Annotated in this window: 22 protein-coding genes; 21 read left to right on the top strand and 1 reads right to left on the bottom strand. The window is 52.3% G+C overall.

Annotated elements, in window-relative coordinates; genetic code table 11:
• The first annotated feature begins 305 nt into the window (after positions 1-305).
• On the top strand, positions 306-911 hold the full coding sequence (locus tag PK629_01755) for a hypothetical protein (protein ID HOP10195.1): 606 nt from the start codon (positions 306-308) through the stop codon (positions 909-911).
• A 66-nt stretch (positions 912-977) separates the two neighbouring features.
• On the opposite strand, the gene PK629_01760 is transcribed toward PK629_01755, so the two are convergent.
• Positions 978-2,279: an ATP-binding protein gene (locus tag PK629_01760; GenBank protein ID HOP10196.1), complete on the bottom strand. Its 1,302-nt coding sequence runs from the start codon at positions 2,277-2,279 to the stop codon at positions 978-980.
• A 241-nt stretch (positions 2,280-2,520) separates the two neighbouring features.
• Between PK629_01760 and PK629_01765 the strand changes: the two genes are divergently transcribed.
• The 20 genes from PK629_01765 (at position 2,521) to PK629_01860 (ending at position 20,621) form a co-directional block, all read left to right on the top strand.
• On the top strand, positions 2,521-2,793 hold the full coding sequence (locus PK629_01765) for a hypothetical protein (protein HOP10197.1): 273 nt from the start codon (positions 2,521-2,523) through the stop codon (positions 2,791-2,793).
• Positions 2,790-3,686, top strand: coding sequence for a DUF6017 domain-containing protein (locus PK629_01770; GenBank protein ID HOP10198.1), 897 nt, complete (start codon positions 2,790-2,792; stop codon positions 3,684-3,686). Before PK629_01765 ends, PK629_01770 begins: the two co-directional genes overlap by 4 nt.
• Positions 3,687-3,731: 45 nt before the next feature.
• Entirely contained in the window at positions 3,732-4,622 is an 891-nt protein-coding gene (locus tag PK629_01775; protein ID HOP10199.1) for a ParB/RepB/Spo0J family partition protein, read from the top strand.
• Positions 4,623-4,638: 16 nt separating this feature from the next.
• Positions 4,639-5,160 carry a hypothetical protein gene (locus PK629_01780; protein HOP10200.1) on the top strand — a complete coding sequence of 174 codons (522 nt, stop codon included), beginning with the start codon at positions 4,639-4,641 and terminating at the stop codon, positions 5,158-5,160.
• Complete coding sequence (locus PK629_01785) at positions 5,147-5,764, top strand: DUF3846 domain-containing protein (GenBank protein ID HOP10201.1); 618 nt, start codon at positions 5,147-5,149, stop codon at positions 5,762-5,764. The genes PK629_01780 and PK629_01785 overlap by 14 nt, the downstream gene beginning before the upstream one ends.
• Before the next feature lie 110 nt (positions 5,765-5,874).
• Positions 5,875-6,429 carry a hypothetical protein gene (locus PK629_01790; protein HOP10202.1) on the top strand — a complete coding sequence of 185 codons (555 nt, stop codon included), beginning with the start codon at positions 5,875-5,877 and terminating at the stop codon, positions 6,427-6,429.
• A gap of 33 nt (positions 6,430-6,462) precedes the next feature.
• Positions 6,463-7,071 (top strand): hypothetical protein, encoded by a 609-nt coding sequence (locus tag PK629_01795; GenBank protein HOP10203.1) that lies wholly within the window; start codon positions 6,463-6,465, stop codon positions 7,069-7,071.
• A gap of 49 nt (positions 7,072-7,120) precedes the next feature.
• On the top strand, positions 7,121-7,729 hold the full coding sequence (locus PK629_01800) for a hypothetical protein (GenBank protein HOP10204.1): 609 nt from the start codon (positions 7,121-7,123) through the stop codon (positions 7,727-7,729).
• A gap of 75 nt (positions 7,730-7,804) precedes the next feature.
• Positions 7,805-8,311, top strand: a complete 507-nt coding sequence (locus PK629_01805; GenBank protein ID HOP10205.1) for a hypothetical protein — start codon at positions 7,805-7,807, stop codon at positions 8,309-8,311.
• Positions 8,312-8,323: 12 nt separating this feature from the next.
• A complete protein-coding gene (locus PK629_01810; GenBank protein HOP10206.1) occupies positions 8,324-10,417 on the top strand; it encodes a leucine-rich repeat protein in 2,094 nt (697 codons plus the stop codon).
• A 39-nt stretch (positions 10,418-10,456) separates the two neighbouring features.
• Positions 10,457-10,939 carry a PcfB family protein gene (locus PK629_01815; GenBank protein ID HOP10207.1) on the top strand — a complete coding sequence of 161 codons (483 nt, stop codon included), beginning with the start codon at positions 10,457-10,459 and terminating at the stop codon, positions 10,937-10,939.
• Entirely contained in the window at positions 10,936-12,720 is a 1,785-nt protein-coding gene (locus PK629_01820) for a type IV secretory system conjugative DNA transfer family protein (GenBank protein ID HOP10208.1), read from the top strand. The genes PK629_01815 and PK629_01820 overlap by 4 nt, the downstream gene beginning before the upstream one ends.
• Positions 12,721-12,913: 193 nt before the next feature.
• Complete coding sequence (locus tag PK629_01825) at positions 12,914-13,129, top strand: Maff2 family protein (GenBank protein HOP10209.1); 216 nt, start codon at positions 12,914-12,916, stop codon at positions 13,127-13,129.
• A 71-nt stretch (positions 13,130-13,200) separates the two neighbouring features.
• On the top strand, positions 13,201-14,070 hold the full coding sequence (locus PK629_01830) for a CD0415/CD1112 family protein (GenBank protein HOP10210.1): 870 nt from the start codon (positions 13,201-13,203) through the stop codon (positions 14,068-14,070).
• 20 nt (positions 14,071-14,090) lie between these two features.
• A complete protein-coding gene (locus PK629_01835; protein ID HOP10211.1) occupies positions 14,091-14,489 on the top strand; it encodes a PrgI family protein in 399 nt (132 codons plus the stop codon).
• Positions 14,443-16,827, top strand: coding sequence for an ATP-binding protein (locus tag PK629_01840; GenBank protein ID HOP10212.1), 2,385 nt, complete (start codon positions 14,443-14,445; stop codon positions 16,825-16,827). The genes PK629_01835 and PK629_01840 overlap by 47 nt, the downstream gene beginning before the upstream one ends.
• A 20-nt stretch (positions 16,828-16,847) precedes the next feature.
• A complete protein-coding gene (locus PK629_01845) occupies positions 16,848-17,684 on the top strand; it encodes a BRO family protein (protein HOP10213.1) in 837 nt (278 codons plus the stop codon).
• A 37-nt stretch (positions 17,685-17,721) separates the two neighbouring features.
• Positions 17,722-19,476 (top strand): C40 family peptidase, encoded by a 1,755-nt coding sequence (locus PK629_01850; GenBank protein HOP10214.1) that lies wholly within the window; start codon positions 17,722-17,724, stop codon positions 19,474-19,476.
• 16 nt (positions 19,477-19,492) lie between these two features.
• Positions 19,493-19,747, top strand: a complete 255-nt coding sequence (locus PK629_01855) for a DUF4315 family protein (protein ID HOP10215.1) — start codon at positions 19,493-19,495, stop codon at positions 19,745-19,747.
• The gene (locus PK629_01860; GenBank protein ID HOP10216.1) at positions 19,734-20,621 is read left to right on the top strand and encodes a DUF4366 domain-containing protein; all 888 of its coding nucleotides are present in this window, start codon (positions 19,734-19,736) and stop codon (positions 20,619-20,621) included. The genes PK629_01855 and PK629_01860 overlap by 14 nt, the downstream gene beginning before the upstream one ends.
• Positions 20,622-20,629: the final 8 nt, after the last annotated feature.

Here is a 20,629-nt window from a genome sequence, read left to right on the forward strand (position 1 = left end):
GAGTTGCCCCCAAACTGATTTCGAGTCTAAGTCCGCTATTTGTACTTTAGGGAAGAAAAGCGACCTGATCGGCCGATAGCGGAAGCTAAGGAAGCCAGTAAAATCAAGGCTTTCCAAGCCATTCGCCTCTCAAAAGCGTGAAAAGCCTTGCGCCGCAGGCAGTTCGAGTTTTTTCCGTTTTTTGGCCGATTTTGGGGAGAATTAAGCACTTTGGGGAGAATTAGGGGAGAACAGCAACCCTATTAACGATGACTTATTGCGGATAGCACCTACCGTTGACCGAATACGAATAAGGTGGTATCAGCATGAAAGAAAACCTCAAATTCTACGAGGACATTCGGAAGACATACCCGAAAACAATGAGCAAGGAACAGTTTTACAAGGTGGCGCATATCAGCAAAGCGACAGCGCTCTATCTGATAGAGAACAAACTTATTCCTTGCCGGGATACAAGGAAAAAGACCCGACGATATACGATCAAGACGAAGGACGTAATAACCTATCTGCAAGATCGGCTCATATCACCAGAGAAGTATCTTGCGACAGACGGATGGTATTTGAAACGCTCCGGCAGTAAACATGCTCGCAGCACTTGTAAAGATAAACTTCTGCGGCTCACACCTAAACAGGTTGAAATGCTCCGGGCTTATTATGAAATGGAGATGAGCGGGCTTGAGGATGTGATAACGGCAAAAGTGTTTGCAGAGTTTATTGGCTATGCTCCTTCCACAATCATTAGTTGGTGTAACCGTAAGGATTTGAAGGCATTTGATATATCCGGTCGATTCATGATTCCGAAGGTTTGTGCCATTGACTATCTTGTGTCTGAGAAAGCTCATGGCATCCAGCAAAAGTCCTTTAAGCATAAATTGTTCTCTCAAGAGTTCCTTACTAAAAACAGAATTAAGTGAAAAAGCGCGTCTACCACACCCGAAAACGGGACGGTAGACGCGCTTTTCACTTCATGATCGTGATACTCAGATCACAGTGTTATCCAACAGAAAATCAATAATTCCAATATTCAGAATGCCGTTATCGTCGTACCATCGTTTGCGGATGTCATGCCGCACAATGATTTTCGGGAAGGAATCGCCGGTCAGAGCGAAGGGCTTGTTCTCGGTAATAGCCTTTTCCTCAGTTCCCAGCGCGTAGGCAGACTGGATGTAGGTTTTCTTGCCCCCGCTGTTTGCGATGAAGTCAATCTCCCGCGCCACCTGAGAAACCTTACCCTGACTGTTCTTCTCCGCTGAATACACAATTCCGATGTCAACCGCGCAGTCCCGGATCATGAGCTCATTGAAGATGATGTTCTCCATGATATGCGTCATTTCCTGTTGCCGGAAGCCGATTCGCGCATTCCGCAGCCCGATGTCCTCACAGTAATACTTGTTGGGATAATCGAAATAGCTTTTACCCTTCACATCCCAACGCTTACATTCGGTGAACAGGAAAGCGTCTGACAGATGATCCATATAGGACTTGACGGTGTTCAGCGCCACGACATTTTCACCGGCTCGTTTCTGCTTGGTGTTGATGGTGTCAGCAACCCGCGTCGGATTGGTGAGCGAACCGATGGAGGAACAGAGCAGATCGAGAATGGAGGATAGCACATCCTCCCGCTGAATATGCTTGCGCTCTACGATGTCCTTCAGATAAACCTCCGAGAACAGTGACGTAAGATAGGTCATCTTGGCGGAGTCAGTCGGGCGGGACAGAATCAGCGGCATTCCGCCGAAGAAGGCATACGCATCAAACGCATCGCTCTTATCCCCACCGGCAGCGGAATAGTATTCCGCAAAGCTGAGCGGATGCACGCGGATTTCATCGCTGCGTCCCCGAAACTCGGTGAGGATGTCCGAGGACAGCATCTTGGAATTGCTGCCGGTGACATAGATGTCCAGATTGGAAATGGACTTCAGGTCATTGAGCGCATCGTAAAAGGTGATCTTTCGCCCGTCCGCATTATAGGGATTGGCAACCTCATCGGACATCTGGATCTCATCCACGAACAGATAGAATTGCTCGTCTTTGCCCTCCACCAGCTCCCGGACAGCTTTTGCAAGCTCCAAGGGATTGCGAAAGCGAATGTCCCGTGCCAAATCAAGCTCGAAGGAAAGAATATGATCCTCCTGCACACCTTGCCCCAGCAGATAATCCCGAAACAGATTACGCAGCAGATAAGACTTCCCGCAGCGGCGAATGCCGGTGATGACCTTCACTTGTCCGTCCCACATGAAAGAAATGAGTTTATTCAAATAGCGATCCCGTTTGATTTCCATAAGCGCCTCCATTGAAAACTTGTTCGCTTTATTGTGCTACTTTTCAATCAGCATTATACACCGGCCTCAGGTCGAAAACAAGCGTTTCATTGAAATGTTGCATATTATTATGGCGTAGTTTTCAACGAGGCAATCCACAAAGAACCGTAAGCAAAGCTTTATCGCGTCTATCACGCCCATTCGCTGGGCCGGTAGACGCGCTTTTTTTATTTCCCGCACTCAATGGACTGGAGGTGTTTATTTGAAGCTATACGGAAAGAGCTGGGACTATAACGTCTGCGACTGCCGGTACTGCCTGTACTGGAAAGGCTTACGAAAGGGCTGTACTTATGAGGACGGCTGCTGCTGTGATATCCCGCAGACGCCTCCGCTGCCGAAGGGCGCAACTCCGCCTCCCCATAAAGAGCCTGCCGCCGTCTCCGAGTGTGTCGGCTGTCCCTACGGTCGGGATTCTCCCTGCATCGGCTGGTGTACGCTCAAGATACTCAAAGAGATGGGACGGTGGCCAAGGTGACGCTGGACTATTTCTACGGAGACCAGGCGGAGCAGTTTTCGTTTTACCGCATCCCCAAGGTGCTGTTCACGGATGAGCGTTTTCGGAATATCAGCGCCGAGGCTAAGGTGCTCTACGGTATCCTGCTTGACCGCATGAGCCTATCACGAAAGAACGGCTGGCTTGATGACGACGACCGTGTGTATATCATCTTCACGTTGGATGAGGTCATGAGCTCCATCGGCTGTGCCGTCCAAAAGGCTGCAAAGCTGCTGAGTGAGCTGGACGAAAAAAGCGGCCTCATAGAGCGCAAGCGTCAGGGGCTTGGCAAGCCGAATGTCATCTACGTCAAGAATTTCATCGGCGGCTCGGAATCAAAAATCAAGAACTTTGAAAATCAAAGTTCTGGAACTATGAAAATCGAAGTTCAAGAACTTCCGAAATCAAAGGGTAGTAATACTGATCTTAATAATACTGACTTTAGTGATACTGATTCTTTTCCCTTCACTTCGTTCAGAGAGAACCACGGACGGGAAACGAATCGAAGTGAAGCGAGGCGAGAGTACAGAGAGTTCATTTGTGAGAATATCGACTACGAAATTCTTTGCGGCGAGTATCCGTATGATAAGGACACGTTGGAAGAAATTCTGGAGCTCATAGTCGATACGGTCTGTACCACAAAAGAGACCGTCCGAATCTCCGGCGATGACAAGCCCGCCGATGTAGTAAAAAGTCAGTTTTTGAAGCTGGATATCGAGCACATCCGTTTCGTCATGGACGCGCTCCGCGAGAACACCACCAAAGTTCGCAATATCCGGCAGTATCTTCTGGCGACGCTGTATAACGCGCCGCTGACTATATCCAATCATTTCCGCTCGCTGGTCAATCACGACATGGCGAACGGTTTGATATAACCGCCGCAGCTCGCGCTGCGGCTATTTTCATGCGGAGGTGTAAACGTGCCAAAGGAAAAAGACAAATCCACTCAGCCGGAGGAAGTCCGAAAGATACCTGTTTCCGAAGTCCATCCCTTTGAGGGGCATCCCTTTCGTGTGGTGGACGATGAACTGATGCAGCAGACAGTGGACAGCATTAAGCAGTTCGGCGTTCTGAATCCCGCCATCGTGCGGCCTGCTCCGGACGGCGGCTATGAGATGGTCTCCGGTCATCGTCGGCTTCACGCCTGTGAACTGGCAGGGCTCAAAGAGATTCCGGTTATCGTAAGAAATCTGACAGACGATGAGGCGGTGATTCTCATGGTAGACAGCAATTTGCAGCGTGAGTGTATCCTCCCCAGCGAGCGTGCGGCGGCGTACAAGATGAAGCTGGACGCGCTCAAGCATCAGGGGCAGCGCAAGGATTTGGGCGATGGGCCAACTTCTCGCCAAGTTGGCGAGAAGTCATCTTGGGCAGTTGCCAAGGTCGGCGCAGACGCGAATGAGAGTGAGCGTCAGGTACACAGGTATATCCGAATCGCCGAGCTTTTACCTGAGCTTCAGGAAAAGGTGGACAGCAAGGAAATCGCGTTCAACCCCGCTGTGGAGCTGTCGTATCTCAAACCCGACGAGCAGAAACGGTTCCTCGACGCTATGGATTATTCCCAGGCCACGCCGTCGCTGTCTCAGGCACAGCGCATCAAAAAGCTCAGTCAGGCCGGCGAATGTACGCAAAACGCCATGTACAAGGTCATGTCCGAGGAAAAGAAGGACGAGCTCGACCGCATCACCATCAAGAGCGATGTGCTCCGCAAGTATTTCCCCCGGAGCTACACGCCCATCCAGATGGAGCAGACCATCATCAAGCTGCTGGAACAGTGGCAGAAAAAGAGACAGCGCGAGAATGAACGCTGAGAAAGGGGTTTTAACTATGGATAACGTAAATATCACCCTCAACGGAGATATCATTATCAATTTTGATGTTGACGACTTCGCCGGCAATGAGGACTTTATCGAGGCTCTCGCCTCCGCCATCTGCAAGGCCGCGCTCTGTGAGGATGAGGATTTCGGGGACGATTGCGAGGATGCCCGCTCTGTGGTCAACACCGCAATCGCACTCATCTATCCCGATGGTATCAAAAATGTGAACACCTATGACGAGTACAGCCCCATCATCGACGATATGGACGAATCCTGCGAGTTCAGCGTGAAGGGCGAACCTTTCAATCTGGTGTTTGAGCACAAGGGCCTGATTACCGTGGACGGAGCAAGCTATCTGGCAGTTCCGGCGTTTGCCCTGTTCCACGACAGCGCCATGCAGCCGGTATCTGCCGACGCAGAGCTGCTGAAGGAGCTGGATGACTTTCTGGACTGCAACCGCGCCGCGATTTCTTTCGGCAGGTGTGACGTTGAGGTCATTGAACTGGAGGGCGGAATCTGTGCGGGAGTTTGAAGTAACGGTCACGGAGACGCTGGAAAAGAAGGTCACGGTGGAGGCCCTATCACAGGACGAGGCGGAGCAGGCCGTCCGGGATATGTGGAACGAATCGGATATCATTCTGGACGCTGAGGACTTCATCGACGTGAGCTTCAAAACCGATGACGGCAAAGAGCTTTCCGCTGTGCCGGAAAAGGACACACTGGATGTGCTCATGGTCGAGCCCGGTCAGTACGCCAGAATGGTCACTATCGACTCCGGTTTGAAGTCTTTGCAGGCTGCGGTCGGCGGGGATATCGAAGCCACGTATTTCTTCGATGACCCTTTGGCACTCATTTGCCAAGAGGAAGGTAAAATCAACGGCAGCGAGCTGAACCGCGCTGTCCGCGGCGAGGACGGAGAAATCGTGGATATCATCGCCGGTAAGTTTTTCATCTGTGGGCTGAGTGACGATAACTTCGCATCTCTCCCCGATGGTCTCCAGAAGAAATATGAGGGTATGTTCCACCAACCGGAGACGTTCTTGAAAATGGGGCAGAAAATCATCGCCCTGCCCATGGAGCCGAAAATGGCGGCGGATATCAAGAAGGACAAGCCCGCCATCGCTGCGGAACGCTGAGTGCGAAATGAATACCTGTCCGGCCTGCCGCCTTAGCGCGGCATTTTTGCTGCCCGTAAACAAACGACACTTCACCGCTTATGCGGAGAAATTCAAGGAGGAATACGAATATGAGCAATCCCGCTAAACACACGCAGACAAAGAAAAACAACACCAAGACCATCGGAATCGTCATTCTGATTTTGCTCGTCATCGCCGCTGCCGTCTTTCTGTTCAAGAGCTGCTCCGGCGACGAACAGACAGACAAAATGCCGAATACCGGCATCGTTTACGACACCGGCGCTGTGGAGGGCGGCTGGGACGAAGCTGACCTTGACAAAATCGTGGAGGGGCTGAACGAAAAGGTTGAGGAAGGCATGATCAATATCAGCATGAACACTTCCCCCAGCTTTGAAAACGGCACGTCTGCCGGAAGCCTGATGATTGTCAACGAGGGTGTCAACCGTTACCCGCAGGTCGTGGAGATCACCCGCAACGATACCAATGAGGTCATCTACAAGTCTGGCGCGATTCCCGTAGGCAGCAAAATCGAGAGTACCAAGCTGTCCATGGATTTGGATGCCGGTACTTATGAGTGTACCGCCATGTTCTATAACGTGAACCCGGACACCGGCGAATACCTCGGCTGCGCCGGGGCTATCATCACGGTCACAGTGCTCGGCTAACCCGAAACCTATTGAAATGAAGGAGAAAACCGAATGAAAAAGATTATCTCTCTGTGTTTCGCTCTCTGTATGATCTGCGCCCTGTCCGTCTCCGCATTTGCAGCGGATATTGACACTAATGGCGGCTCCGGCTCCACGCCGGTCAATCTGAGCTCCACCGATGACGGCACCATCGGCGGCGACCCGTCCGCAACCGCCATGAGCGTCACGCTCCCCACCGCGCTGCCTATGGCAATGGCACAGAACGGCGACGTGACCACAGCGGACAACTGCCAGATCGTCAACAACTCTTACGGCGCTGTCCGTATTGCCAGCGTAACTATCACCACCGCAAACGGCTGGAAGCTGACCGCGTTTGGAGATAAGACCACCCTTGCCAATGAGAAGGTCGATTCCAATAAGCTGGGCTTCGCACTGTCCGTTGGTAACGGCACACAGACCGTGACTGACAACTCCGACGCATCCTCTCAGCGCCTAATCTCCGCGCCTATTTCCGGCTGCTATATGTCCGGCGTGGGCAACAGTGCCGGCAACAAGGTAGATGTGGAATACAGCGCCATCGTCACCCCGCTGTCCTCTCCCGTGACTGAGGCTACCGTCGCCACCGTTATTTTCGTCGTGGAATGGGATACCGCGGCCTAAATCGTCACCTAAATCATCTTTATAGCCGTAAGGCAGAAAAGGAGCTTATATGAAAAAGATTATCTCTCTGTGTCTCGCTCTCTGCATGATCTGCGCCCTGTCCGTCTCCGCATTTGCCGCTGAAATCGACACGTCGGGCGGCTCCGGCACCACTCCCGTCAACCTGACCACCACCAATGGCGGCGTAGGCGGCGGCGAAGACCCCACGCCCACCAAGCTGAACGTCGTTGTCCCCACCTCGCTGCCCATGGCTATGTCCGACGACGGCAGCGTCGTGACCGCGAGCGATTGTAAGATTACCAACAACTCCTACGGTGCGGTTCGTGTGAAGTCCGTCGCAATCTCTGCTGCGTCCGACTGGCATCTGACCGCTTTCGGCAACAAGTCCACGCTTGCCGGTGAAAAGGTCGATTCCAACAAGCTGGGCTTCGCACTGACCATTGGCGGCGGAGCTCAGGTGAAGACCGCCTCTGACGCCGCAACGCAGGCGCTTATCTCCGCGCCCATCACCGGCTGCTATATGACCGGTATCGGTGACACCTCCGGCAACAGCGTGGCTATCGACTACTCCGCTATCGTCACACCTCTGTCCGGTGCGGTCGAAAACGCCACCGTCGCAAACGTGGTCTTTGTCATCGAGTGGGACACCGTAGCCTAAGTCACTTCGGAACAAATAAAAGCGGCGGGGAGAGTCCGGCAACGGATTCTCCCTTTGCCGCAGAAAGGAACTTTTATGAAGCATAAACGCTTTTCGGCAATTCTTCTCGCACTGGCACTTGCCCTGTCTCTCGGTACTACGGCGTTTGCAGCCAGCTCCACAACGGCTACCGTGCCGGTCACGCTGACTGTGGATAACGAGTATAGGGCAGTCAATGTCACAGTCCCCGCCGCGCTGCCTGTCTATGTCATCAACGGCACGGTTGTGACGGCAGACAACGCTAAGATCACCAACAACTCCAAGACCGGCTCCATTCAGGTAACCGGCGTCAGCATCACAGACGGAGCTTACAAGGTCGGCAGCTATGAAAGCTTTTCTGGCAGCAAGACGATTGCCCTGAAAATCAACGGCTGTGTCACCAAGGGCGCGGGCGGCGTGGCGATTACAAGCTCCGCGTTCCCGGCTATCTCCGCAGGCGGCAGTCAGCTCTTGACCTATTATGCAAAGGTTTCCGGCGACGCGCCCAACGCGGACAGCATTCATGCCGCGAATATCGTCTTTACGATCTCCATCGTGGATTAAGGGGGCAAATGAATGACACGATATAAACCCAAAATGCTGCTCTCTCTGCTGCTGGCGCTGGTCATGGTCGTGACCATGCTCCCCATGACCGCGCTGGCGGCAGACGATACGGAGCTTACAGAAGCCCAAACAGAGGAAGTCTGTACCGACGAGAATTGCACCCACGAGCATGAACAGTCGGGCGAAACCGAAGCATCCGATGTTTATGAGATTCAGTCCGACACGGAGATAACGGAAACTGTTGACCCGGTTGTGACCGATGAAGTCCTCACTACTGAATCGCCGGAAGTCTCAGACGAAGCCCAGAATTCCGGCTTTGAGTGGGATTTTGACGCAGACTGTGGCGAGCTGTTTATCTACGGTACCGGCGCTCCCGAAACCTTTACCTCCGCTGACGATCAGCCGTGGGCGGCTTTCCGCGAAAGAATCGTAGCCGTTCACATGGATGATTATGACGGCCTGACCGTGGACAGCATCGCCTATTGGTTTTCGGGCTGCGTAAATCTGGAATATGCAGAAATCGCCGCGAGTGTCCGTGAGATCGGCTATCACGCCTTCAATAATTGTAAATCGCTGCAAAGTCTTGTGTTCTTCCACGAAGATTCATTTCCGTCTCTCGTTCAAGGTGCTTTTACCACAAATCATCCGATTGACTGGACAAAGGGATATGACCCGCGCCTGCATATCACGGTCATGGAGGACGGGATGCTCGATAATATCTGTGCCTATGATTGGGGCGCAGATGACTGTCCTGTTACCGCAAGCAATGATTACGGCGGAGCGGCTACCTATTCACTGACCGCTGCGTCTTTGGCTGCTACTCGTGCCGTTGGGTATTGCTCGTCCTGCAAAACAACCTGCGCGTATACCGAAGCGTATGAACAATGGACGGCAAGCGTGCATTGCCACCGGCTTTGGTGCTCCAACTGCGGATACGATCAGGCAGGTGGTGTTCTCGGAGAAGCTCATGTGTTTTCTCACTACAATTCAAGCTATGACCGCTGTACCTACTGCGGTTATCTGACCGCCTGCACCTGCACCCCCGCTTGCACCCATCCGTCCTATACGACAACGTGGGTAACAAGCTGTCAGTGGGAGCGTTACTGCAGCTCATGCGGCGCGTATCTCGGCTCCGGCACAACGCATGGGCCGTACACCTACGGGAGCTGGACGTATTACTCCGCCTCTCAGCACCGGCGTTCCTACACCTGTTCCTACGGTGATAGCGGCACTTACTACGAATATGGAAACCACTCGCTCACAACGCAGTATTCGCAGTACAGCGGCACTCAGCACAGCGTCCGAAGCTACTGCGCGACCTGTAGTTCGTATGTCGGCTCTACAAGCTATGCAAATCACAGCTTCACCTATGGCGCATGGCAGTCCTATTCCGCGACGCAGCACCGGCGATTGAAAACCTGCTCTGTCTGCGGGTACAGCGAATATGAGTATTCAAGCCATGCTCTCAGCTACGGAAGCTGGACGAACTATTCTGCGTCGCAGCACCGGCGCTCCGTTAGCTGCTCCACCTGTGGGTACAGCACAACGGAAACAGCAAACCATTCGCTTGTTTATGGAGGCTGGACGGCTATCTCGGACGCGCAGCATCAGCGAACAATCACTTGCTCTGGCTGTTCATATAGCAACACCGACACGGGCAACCACACCGATGCGGACGGCGATGGGTACTGCGACGATTGCGGATATGCTATGACGCGATTCTCCGTGACTGTGCCCGCGAGCTTAACTATGACCGTCTCCAAATACGGAGAGGTTTATACCTCTGACAACGCCGTCATCGTCAATAACTCCACCGGCGCGGTTGAAGTGACTGCCGTGACCGTATCTGCGGTAAACGGATGGACGCTTGTGCCTTATAATACCGGCATGGCAACGGCAAAGGTGGACACGAAACTCATCGGCTTCTCCCTCAACGGAGCGCAGAGTGCTACAACGGGCAGCTCGGAAACGCTCTCGCTCCCCGGAACGTGGTCAATCCCCGCCGGCAACTCACTCTCGCTGTCCTATGACGCAGTGGTATCCGCTATGTCGGAGGCCGTCAACGAACAGGTGCTGACCGTCGTATTTGTTCTGGAATGGGCGTAACGGCAACACCATCACTCTTGAAGGAAGGAGGCGACGCTCATGCAGGAGGAAGTGGACAGCAGGACGGTAACGCTGGTCATCAGCGCGACAAAGCTCACAGGCCGCGTGCTCAAGTCGGCAATGGCAAAATATGTGGCTCATGTGAAAGCGAAAAAAGCTGAAAAAGCCAACACAAAGCCCACCGGCAAGCAAACGGTCAAAGAACTTGTGGGGCAGAATCAGGGTGTGTCCAATATCGAAGTCAGCGACAGCAATATCAAGAGCTTTGACCGTGTAGCTCGGAAGTACGGCGTGGATTATGCCATCAAAAAGGATAAGACCGGCGAGATTCCCAAGTATCTGGTCTTCTTCAAAGCACGGGACGCCGACGCCCTGACGGCGGCATTCTCTGAGTTTTCCAATAAAGTTGAAAAGGCCAAAGAAAAGTCCTCGGTCATCAAGAAGCTACGCGAGTTCAAGCTGCCGCAGCTTGGTAAGGATATTGCCAAGGTACGCAGCAAGGATAAGGGGCTGGAATTATGAAAAAGCCTCTCAATCTGAAAAAGGTCATTCTCCCCAATATTCCGTATGTGTTTATCGGACTTTTGGCAACCAAGCTGGGGCAGGCGTGGCGGCTTGCCCCTGGTGCGGATTTCTCTGCGAAGGTACTCGGACTCATGACCGGCTTTACTGCCGCATTTCAATCCATCATGCCAAGTTTCCATCCCATAGACCTGTGCGTGGGCATTGCTATTGCGGTTATCATACGTGTGGTCGTCTATGTGAAAGGCCGAAACGCGAAGAAGTTTCGGAAAAATATGGAGTATGGCTCGGCTCGCTGGGGTACGCAGGAGGATATTTCGCCGTTTATTGACCCAAAGTTTGAAAATAATGTTATACTGACACAGACAGAACGTCTGATGATGTCCAACCGTCCCAAAGACCCCAGCAAGGCACGAAACAAAAACGTCCTTGTAGTCGGCGGCTCCGGCTCCGGCAAGACACGGTTTTTCATCAAGCCAAACCTCATGCAGCTTCATTCCAGCTACGTCGTTACCGACCCAAAGGGCAGCATCGTGGTCGAATGTGGAGACCTCATGAGGCGCAATCACTATCGGATCAAGATATTCAACTCTATCAACTTCAAGAAAAGCCATCACTACAATCCCTTTGCGTATATCCACAGTGAAAAGGATATCTTGAAGCTGGTCACGACGCTCATAAGCAACACCAAGGGAGACGGCAAATCAGGGGACGATTTCTGGCAGAAAGCGGAGACGCTGCTCTACACGGCGCTCATCGGCTATATCCATTATGAAGCACCGGTGGAGGAACAAAACTTCGCCACACTGATAGAATTTGTCAACGCAATGGAGGTCAGAGAAGACGATGAAACCTTTGAAAACCCTGTCGATCTGGCGTTCAAGGAGCTCGCTTCGCGTGAGCCCCAGCACTTTGCTGTGCGGCAATATGCCAAATATAAGCTTGCCGCAGGCAAGACAGCTAAGAGCATAAATATTTCCTGCGGCGCTCGCCTTGCCGTCTTCGATATCCAGGAACTCCGCGAGATCACCATGTACGATGAGCTGGAGCTGGACACCCTCGGAGACGAAAAAACGGCACTGTTTCTCATTATGAGCGACACAGACAGCACCTTCAATTTCTTGATTTCGATGATTTACAGCCAGCTTTTCAACCTCTTGTGCGAAAAGGCTGATGATGTTTACGGAGGACGCCTGCCTGTTCATGTCCGCTGCCTGATTGATGAGGCGGCGAATATCGGACAGATACCGAATCTGGAAAAGCTCATGGCGACAATCCGAAGTCGAGAGATTTCCGCGTGCCTCGTGTTACAGGCACAATCTCAGCTCAAAGCTCTGTATAAGGACAACGCTGATACCATCATCGGCAACTGTGACAGCTCTATTTTTCTCGGTGGCAAGGAGCCGACAACGCTCAAGGAGCTAAATCAGGCGCTTGGCAAGGAGACCATCGATACGTTTAACACCGGCGAGAGCCGGGGCCGGGAAACCTCCCACAGCTTAAATTATCAAAAGCTCGGGAAGGACTTAGCGTCTATCGATGAGCTTGCCGTCCTCGACGGAGGCAAGTGTATCCTCCAGCTACGCGGTGTGAGACCGTTTATGTCGGACAAGTACGATATCACAAAGCATCCCAACTACAAATACCTGTCCGATGCAGACCCGCGCCGTGCCTTCAATATCGAAAAGTTCCTATCTACAAAGCTCGTACCAAAGGAAGACGAAAAATACGAAGTCTTCAATGCGGACGAAGCTGATGCAACCCCACCCGCTTCTTTATGAGGCGGGTGTTTTCATATAAACCATGACGACAGATAAATGACACTTCCTCGCTGCAAGGTCGGAATGGATCATCAAAACCAACTAAATATTTGAAAGGAGACGCCGGAACGTGACGCCGCAAAATGCGGCTGACCTTCCGGCTCTTGCTTTACGCGAGATTATTCTCACAAGTTCACGATCCGGCAACCTAATTATGGATTTCTTCAACAGTGCAGTCGATGTACTCCAGACCCTCGTTATCGCCCTAGGAGCCGGTCTCGCCATCTGGGGAGCTATCAACCTTCTCGAAGGCTACGGCAACGACAACCCCGGCGCGAAGTCCCAGGGTATGAAGCAGCTTATGGCCGGCGGCGGTGTCGCGCTCATCGGTCTCGTCCTCGTACCCCTGCTCTCCGGTCTGTTCGGTTAATCCTCGCCATATCGACCCGTGGGGTTCCCTTCTTACCAAGGGGGGAACCCCGGAAAGGAGGGTAATGCCCATTGGATTTGATATGGGAAAAGTTTACGGAATGGCTAAAGGAACTGCTGGTCGGCGGCATTATGGACAACCTGACCGGTATGTTCGATAGCGTCAATACCAAGGTCGGAGAGATCGCGGGGCAAGTGGGCGCTACTCCCCAAGGCTGGAATGGCGGCATCTACAATATGATTCGCAATCTGTCAGATAACGTCATCTTGCCAATCGCCGGTGTGATTCTGGCTTTCGTTATGACACTGGAGCTGATTCAGCTCATCACAGATCGAAATAACCTCAATGACGTGGACACTTGGATGTTCTTCAAGTGGATTTTCAAAACAGCCTGCGCGGTGCTCATCGTCTCCAACACATGGAATATAGTGATGGGAGTGTTTGATGTAGCTCAAAGCGTGGTCAATAGCGCGTCCGGCATCGTCGTATCAGATACGTCTCTCGCCTTAGCCGACAATGTGGCGGATTTAGAGGCGCGGCTCATGGATATGGAGATATGGTCTCTGCTGGGACTGTGGCTGCAATCCTTTATCGTCGGCATAACCATGTGGGCTCTGTCCATTTGCATCTTCCTCATCAGCTATGGGCGTATGATTGAGATCTACCTTGTGACCTCCATTGCGCCTATTCCCATGGCAACGACGGTAAACCGCGAATGGGGCCAGATGGGTCAAAACTATCTGCGCTCACTACTTGCGCTGGGCTTCCAGGGCTTTTTAATCATCGTCTGTGTCGCCATCTACGCGGTGCTCGTACAAAATATGGTGATTGAAGAAGATATTGCGGCGGCGATATGGACTTGTATGGGGTACACGGTTCTGCTGTGCTTCACCCTTTTCAAGACCGGCTCACTTGCTAAGAGCTTGTTCAACAGTCACTAAGGCGGGAGGTTTAGATTTTTATGGCATACGTCCCTGTACCAAAGGATTTGACCGCCGTGAAAACGAAGGTCATGTTCAACCTCACAAAGAGGCAGTTAATTTGCTTTGCCAGCGGAGCCGCACTTGGTGTTCCGCTGTTTTTTCTTTTGAAGGGCAGCATCGGAACCAGCGCGGCGGTCATCTGCATGGTCGTTGTCATGCTCCCGTTTTTCCTGCTGGCTATGTATGAGAAGAACGGACAGCCCCTCGAAAAGATCATCAAAAACGTCATTCAGGTCGCGTTCATCAGACCGAAGCAGAGACCGTATATGACAAACAATTTCTATGACGTGCTCAAGCGTCAGGACAATCTGGATAAGGAGGTACACCGTATTGTCTCAGGCAAGAAAGCTCACAAGAGCGGAGAAGCGGCAGATTGAAGCCGCAATCGCCAATGCTAAGAGACAAGATAAAAGACAGAAATCCGCACAGGACAGCATCCCGTTTCAGCGGATATTCCCCGACGGCGTTTGCCGCGTGACGGATAATTACTACACCAAAACCATTCAGTTTCAGGATATCAACTACCAGCTCAACCAGAACGAGGATAAAACCGCAATCTTTGACGGCTGGTGCGACTTTCTCAACTACTTCGACAGCTCCGTCAAGTTTCAGCTCTCCTTCGTAAATATGTCCGCGACGAAAGACACCTACTCCCGCAGCATCAGTATTCCCTTGCAGGGCGACGACTTCGACGCCATCCGTACCGAGTACACCGGTATGCTGCAAAATCAGCTTGCCAGAGGCAACAACGGGCTTATCAAGACCAAGTTTCTCACCTTCGGCATCGAAGCGGAGTCTTTGAAAGCCGCAAAGCCCCGATTGGAGCGTGTGGAGACGGATATCCTCAATAACTTCAAACGTCTCGGTGTGTCTGCGGGTACGTTGAACGGTCTGGAACGTTTGAAACTCCTGCACGATGTGCTCCATATCGACCAGCCGCATCCCTTTCAGTTTTCATGGGATTGGCTGGCTCCCTCCGGGCTGTCCGTCAAGGACTTCATCGCGCCCAGCTCCTTTGAGTTTAAGAACGGCAGCACCTTCGGTCTCGGCAGTAAGCTGGGCAGTGTGTCCTTCTTGCAGATTCTCGCACCGGAGCTGAACGACCGTATGCTGGCAGACTTCTTGGATATGGAATCGAGCCTCATTGTAAATATGCACGTTCAGTCCGTGGATCAGGTCAAGGCAATCAAGACCATCAAGCGAAAGATTACCGACCTCCAGAAAATGACCATTGAGGAACAGAAAAAGGCTGTGCGCTCCGGATACGATATGGATATCATTCCGTCCGACCTTGCCACCTACGGCACGGAGGCCAAAAAGCTCCTGCAAGACCTCCAGAGCCGAAACGAGCGTATGTTTCTGCTCACCTTCACGGTGCTCAACGTGGCGGACAACAAGCAGCAGCTTGACAACAACGTGTTTCAAGCGAGCTCCATCGCGCAGAAATACAACTGTGCGCTGACAAAGCTGGATTTCCGTCAGGAGGAAGGGCTCATGTCCTCGCTCCCGCTGGGCTATAACCAGATTGAGATACAGCGCGGTTTAACTACCTCAAGCGTTGCCATCTTCGTGCCTTTCACCACACAGGAGCTGTTTCAGAGTGGGAAAGAAGCTCTGTACTGCGGCCTGAACGCTCTTTCCAACAATCTTATCATGGTAGACCGCAAGCTCCTGAAAAACCCCAACGGTCTGATTCTCGGCACGCCCGGTTCCGGCAAATCCTTCTCCGCAAAGCGTGAGATCGCCAATGTGTTCCTTGTCACCGATGACGATATTATCATCTGCGACCCTGAAGCGGAGTACGGCCCACTGGTGGAGCGTTTGCAGGGGCAGGTCATCAAGATATCTCCGACTTCAAACGATTTTATCAACCCGATGGACTTGAACCTGAATTACTCCGATGATGAAAACCCGCTGTCGTTGAAATCCGACTTCATCCTCAGTCTGTGCGAGCTCATTGTTGGCGGTAAGGACGGTTTGCAGCCGGTTGAGAAAACCATCATCGACCGTTGTGTCCGTCTCATCTATCGCAACTATCTGGGCGACCCGAAGCCTGAAAATATGCCGGTGCTGGAAGACCTATACAACGAACTGCGGAAGCAGGACGAAAAAGAAGCCGCGTATATCGCCACGGCGCTGGAAATCTACGTCACCGGTTCTCTGAACGTCTTCAACCATCGCACCAACGTGGATATCCAGAGCCGCATTGTCAGCTACGATATCAAGGAGCTTGGAAAACAGCTCAAGAAAATTGGTATGCTGATTGTTCAGGATCAGGTCTGGAACCGCGTCACCGTCAACCGCGAGGCGCACAAATCCACTCGCTACTATATTGACGAAATGCACTTGCTTTTGAAGGAAGACCAGACTGCGGCCTACACCGTAGAAATCTGGAAGCGTTTCAGAAAATGGGGCGGCATTCCCACAGGAATTACACAGAACGTCAAAGACCCGCTTTCCTCCCGTGAGGTGGAGAATGTCTTTGAAAACAGCGACTATGTGTATATGCTCAACCAGGCAAGCGGAGACCGGCAAATCCTCGCCAAGCAACTTAATATTTCACCCCATCAGCTCTCGTATGTCACCCATAGCGGTGAAGGCGAAGGGCTGCTTTTTTATGGCTCGGTCATTCTGCCTTTCGTAGATCGGTTCCCCAAGGACACGGAACTGTACCGGGCAATGACAACAAAGCCGCAAGAGCGGTCAGAACAATAAATATTGAAAGGACAACGATTATGGAAAAGAACAGTCTGATGATTTTCGAGAATAAGCAGTTTGGGCGGATTCGGACACTTAACATCGATGGAACCCCATGGTTTGTGTCCGCCGATGTCTGTACCGCACTCGGCATTTCTCGTACTGCTGTAAGACGGTTGGACGATGACGAAAAGGGTGTGCGTTCAACGCACACCCCTGGAGGAACTCAGAAACTCACCGTTGTGAATGAATTTGGCCTATACAATCTGATTCTCGGTTCCCGTAAGCCGGAAGCGAAGGAGTTTAAGCGTTGGATTACACACGAGGTTATTCCCTCCATCCGCAAGCACGGCGCATATATGACCGATGCGGTCATTGAGCATCTGGACGAAAACCCGGAGCTTGTTTCCGAATACCTCCATCGTCTCCGTGACCAGAACGACAGTGCGCGAGAGCTGCGTGAACGGCTGAACGCTTCCCGCGCCGAAAACGCGCGGCTGCTCCCCAAGGCTGATTACTACGATTCATTTGTGTATGCAAACGATCTGACCTGTTTCCGCTATACGGCAAAGGAACTGGGGGTGCCTCAGAAGAAGCTTATGGGCTACCTCTTTGAACACAACTACCTGTTCCGTGACCGCCATCGCAAGGGCCGCGCCTTTGCAAAAGCTGGAAAGCGCAACGATCCGCTGTTCGCCACCCGCGACTTTTACACTCCTACTGCCGAGAAAAGCGAGTACACTCTTGTGACGCCCGCCGGTAAGAAGCATTTCAAAGGGCTTGTCAGTGAAATCAGCGCGTGGATTCCCCCTGAGAAGCGTGGCGAGATCAGCGAGGGTGAGCTTGAAACCGATGCGGCGATATTTGCGAAGTGACTGCCGCTCAATTTTCACAGAACCGAGGTGATGAACTATGCCAAAGCGTGCCCCACGGCTTATCTTTACGGAAGACGAGCAGACCGCGCCGAAAGTGGCGAAAGCCGCGCAAAAGGCAAGCAAAGCCGCCGACCGTCTGGAAAAAGCCGAAGCGAAAATACCAAAGAAGACAGTAAAAAAGCAGATGCGCGTCGTTGACCAGAAAACCGGCAAGGTCACGACGCGCTTATATTTTGAGGAAGTGGACAAAAAGCGCCCACCTTCCAAGCTGTCTCACGCTGTACGAGATGCTCACGGTGTTGCTGTCAGCTCCACCGTTCACCGCAAGCTGCGCGAAGCGGATGACGGCAACTCCGGCACAGAGGCAGCAGACACCGCACTTGGAACCGCCGAGGGCGGTTCCCGTATCGTCCAGACGGCACACCGTTCCCATCAGGAGAAGCCGTATAAGAAAGCGGATAAGGCAGAGACGGCGGTGGACAAGGCCAATGTCCTGGCGCTGAACAAGGAATATGCTGAGCAAAACGGCTCTACGGTGAATCCGTATTCCAAATGGCAGCAGAAACGGGCAATCAAGAAGGAGTACGCCGCCGCCAAAGCCGGAAAGGGCGCAAGCAATACCGCAAAAGCCTCTGAAACCACGGCTAAAGCGGCAAAAAGGGTCGAAGAAGCGACAAAGAAAACAGGTGCGTTCATTGCCCGGCACAAAAAGGGCTTTCTTATCGTGGGCGGTATTGCCGCTGTCCTGCTCCTGTTCTCGGTCGGCTTTTCCTCCTGCTCCGTTATCATGCAGAGCCTAACCTCCAGCATCACCGCTTCAACCTACCCACTGGAAGACGCGGATATGCTTGCCGCCGAAGCCGCCTACTGCAGCATGGAAGCAGAACTGCAAGACAGCCTCGACAACTATGAACGCACCCACGATTACGACGAATACCACTATGACCTCGACGAAATTGAGCATGACCCCTATGTGCTTATCTCGGCTGTCACCGCTCTCATGGGCGGCGAATGGACGATTGACGAAGTTGGTGATGTGCTCGGTATGCTGTTTGAAAAGCAGTATATCCTGACGGAAACGGTTACGATCGAAACAAGATACCGAACCGAGACCCGTACCGGAAGTTATAGCTATACAGACCCCAATACCGGCGAGACGGTAACAGAGGAGTATGAGTACGATGTTGACGTTCCATACACCTATTATATCTGCACCGTGGAACTGGAAAACTTCAACCTGTCCCATGTGCCCGTGTATATCATGTCGCAGGATCAGCTCTCCATGTACGCCATGTATATGGCGACCCTTGGCAATCGCCCGGAGCTGTTTGCTTCATCGGATTATATCCGTAAGTATTACGGCACGGAGTATGAGGTCTATGAGATACCGGCTGAAGCTCTGGAGGATGAACAGTTCGCCGCTATGATTACGGAAGCGGAAAAATATCTCGGTTTCCCCTATGTCTGGGGCGGCAGCTCACCGGCGACTTCTTTCGATTGCTCCGGTTTCGTCAGCTATGTCTGCAACAACTGCGGTGTGGGCTGGAGCTTCGGTCGTTTGGGCGCTGAGGGTCTGCGCGGTATCTGTTCCTATGTTTCTGCTGCAAACGCTAAACCCGGCGACCTCATTTTCTTTCAGGGCACTTATGACACGACCGGCGCATCCCATGTTGCCATTTACGTTGGAAACGGAATGATGATTCACTGCGGCGACCCAATCCAATACACAAGCATAGAAACAAGCTACTGGCAGCAGCATTTTATGCAGTTTGGCAGGCTGCCCAATCCGTAAAGAAGGAGGTCACACCATGAATCCCAGAATAGAAAAGCTCAAAGTGGAACGAGATAAGCTGATTGAGAAAGATACCGCATATCAGGCGCGTATCAAGGTGCTCGACGAGCAGATCATGAAGCTGGAAAACACGGATATCGTCGGCATCGTCAGAGAAAACGGACTGACTATTGATGAGCTGGCCGAGCTGATGGAACTGCTTGAAAAGCAGCCCAATGCCGCGATACCCGAGAAATTTGTGAATGTGGAGGAAGACGATGAAAAAAGGTAAATTTCGTGTGTTCAGTGTCCTGTGCGCCGTCATGCTCTGTATGGTGGCGTTTTCACAGGTTGTCTTTGCGTCTGACGGCGGTAATTACGAATCCGACGAAAGCGGAGATGCCACGCCGCCTGACGCGATTACAAGCATAGATATTGATACGGAGGCTGTACCCATGCCCACCGGAGACGGCTCCGGCGCGGCAATCGAATGGGATATTGACGCCGAGACAATCGAAGATCTTTTGTACAACTCTGGTAGTACGCAGCTCACACCGGACGGCAATCTCACGCTGGTAGATGATATCTATCAGGTGGAGAGCTACACCAGCGACGAATCCGAGCTGAAGGACAAGCAGTTCATCACCGTTCAGACGAAGAACGGCAATTACTTCTATCTCATTATCGACCGCAGCGGAGACACGGAGAATGTTTACTTCCTCAATATGGTGGATGAGGCTGACTTGATGGCGCTCATGGAGGACGGAGACAGCGACACGACCGTTAGCTGCACCTGCACGGATAAATGCGTCGCCGGAGACGTGAACACCTCCTGCCCGGTCTGCAAGAACAATATGAGCGAGTGTACCGGAAAGGAAGCCGCCGTAGAACCGGATTCCACGACTGAGCCGGATGCTACCGGTGAGGATGAGCCCGAAACCGAGAATTCCGGCAGCAATACCGGCATTCTTCTTGTCGTGCTGGTTGTAGCCCTTGCAGGCGGCGGGGCTCTGTATTGGTTCAAGTTCCGTAAGCCCAAGGCGGACACCAAGGGCAGTGCCGATCTGGATGATTACGACTACGGCGATGACGAGGATGACGACGAAGACCTAGAGTTTGAACAGGACGATGAGACCGATGCATCCGATGATGAAAACAAAGAATAAGGAGAAAA

The organism is Oscillospiraceae bacterium (assembly GCA_035380125.1).
Classification (GTDB): Bacteria; Bacillota; Clostridia; order Oscillospirales; family JAKOTC01; genus DAOPZJ01.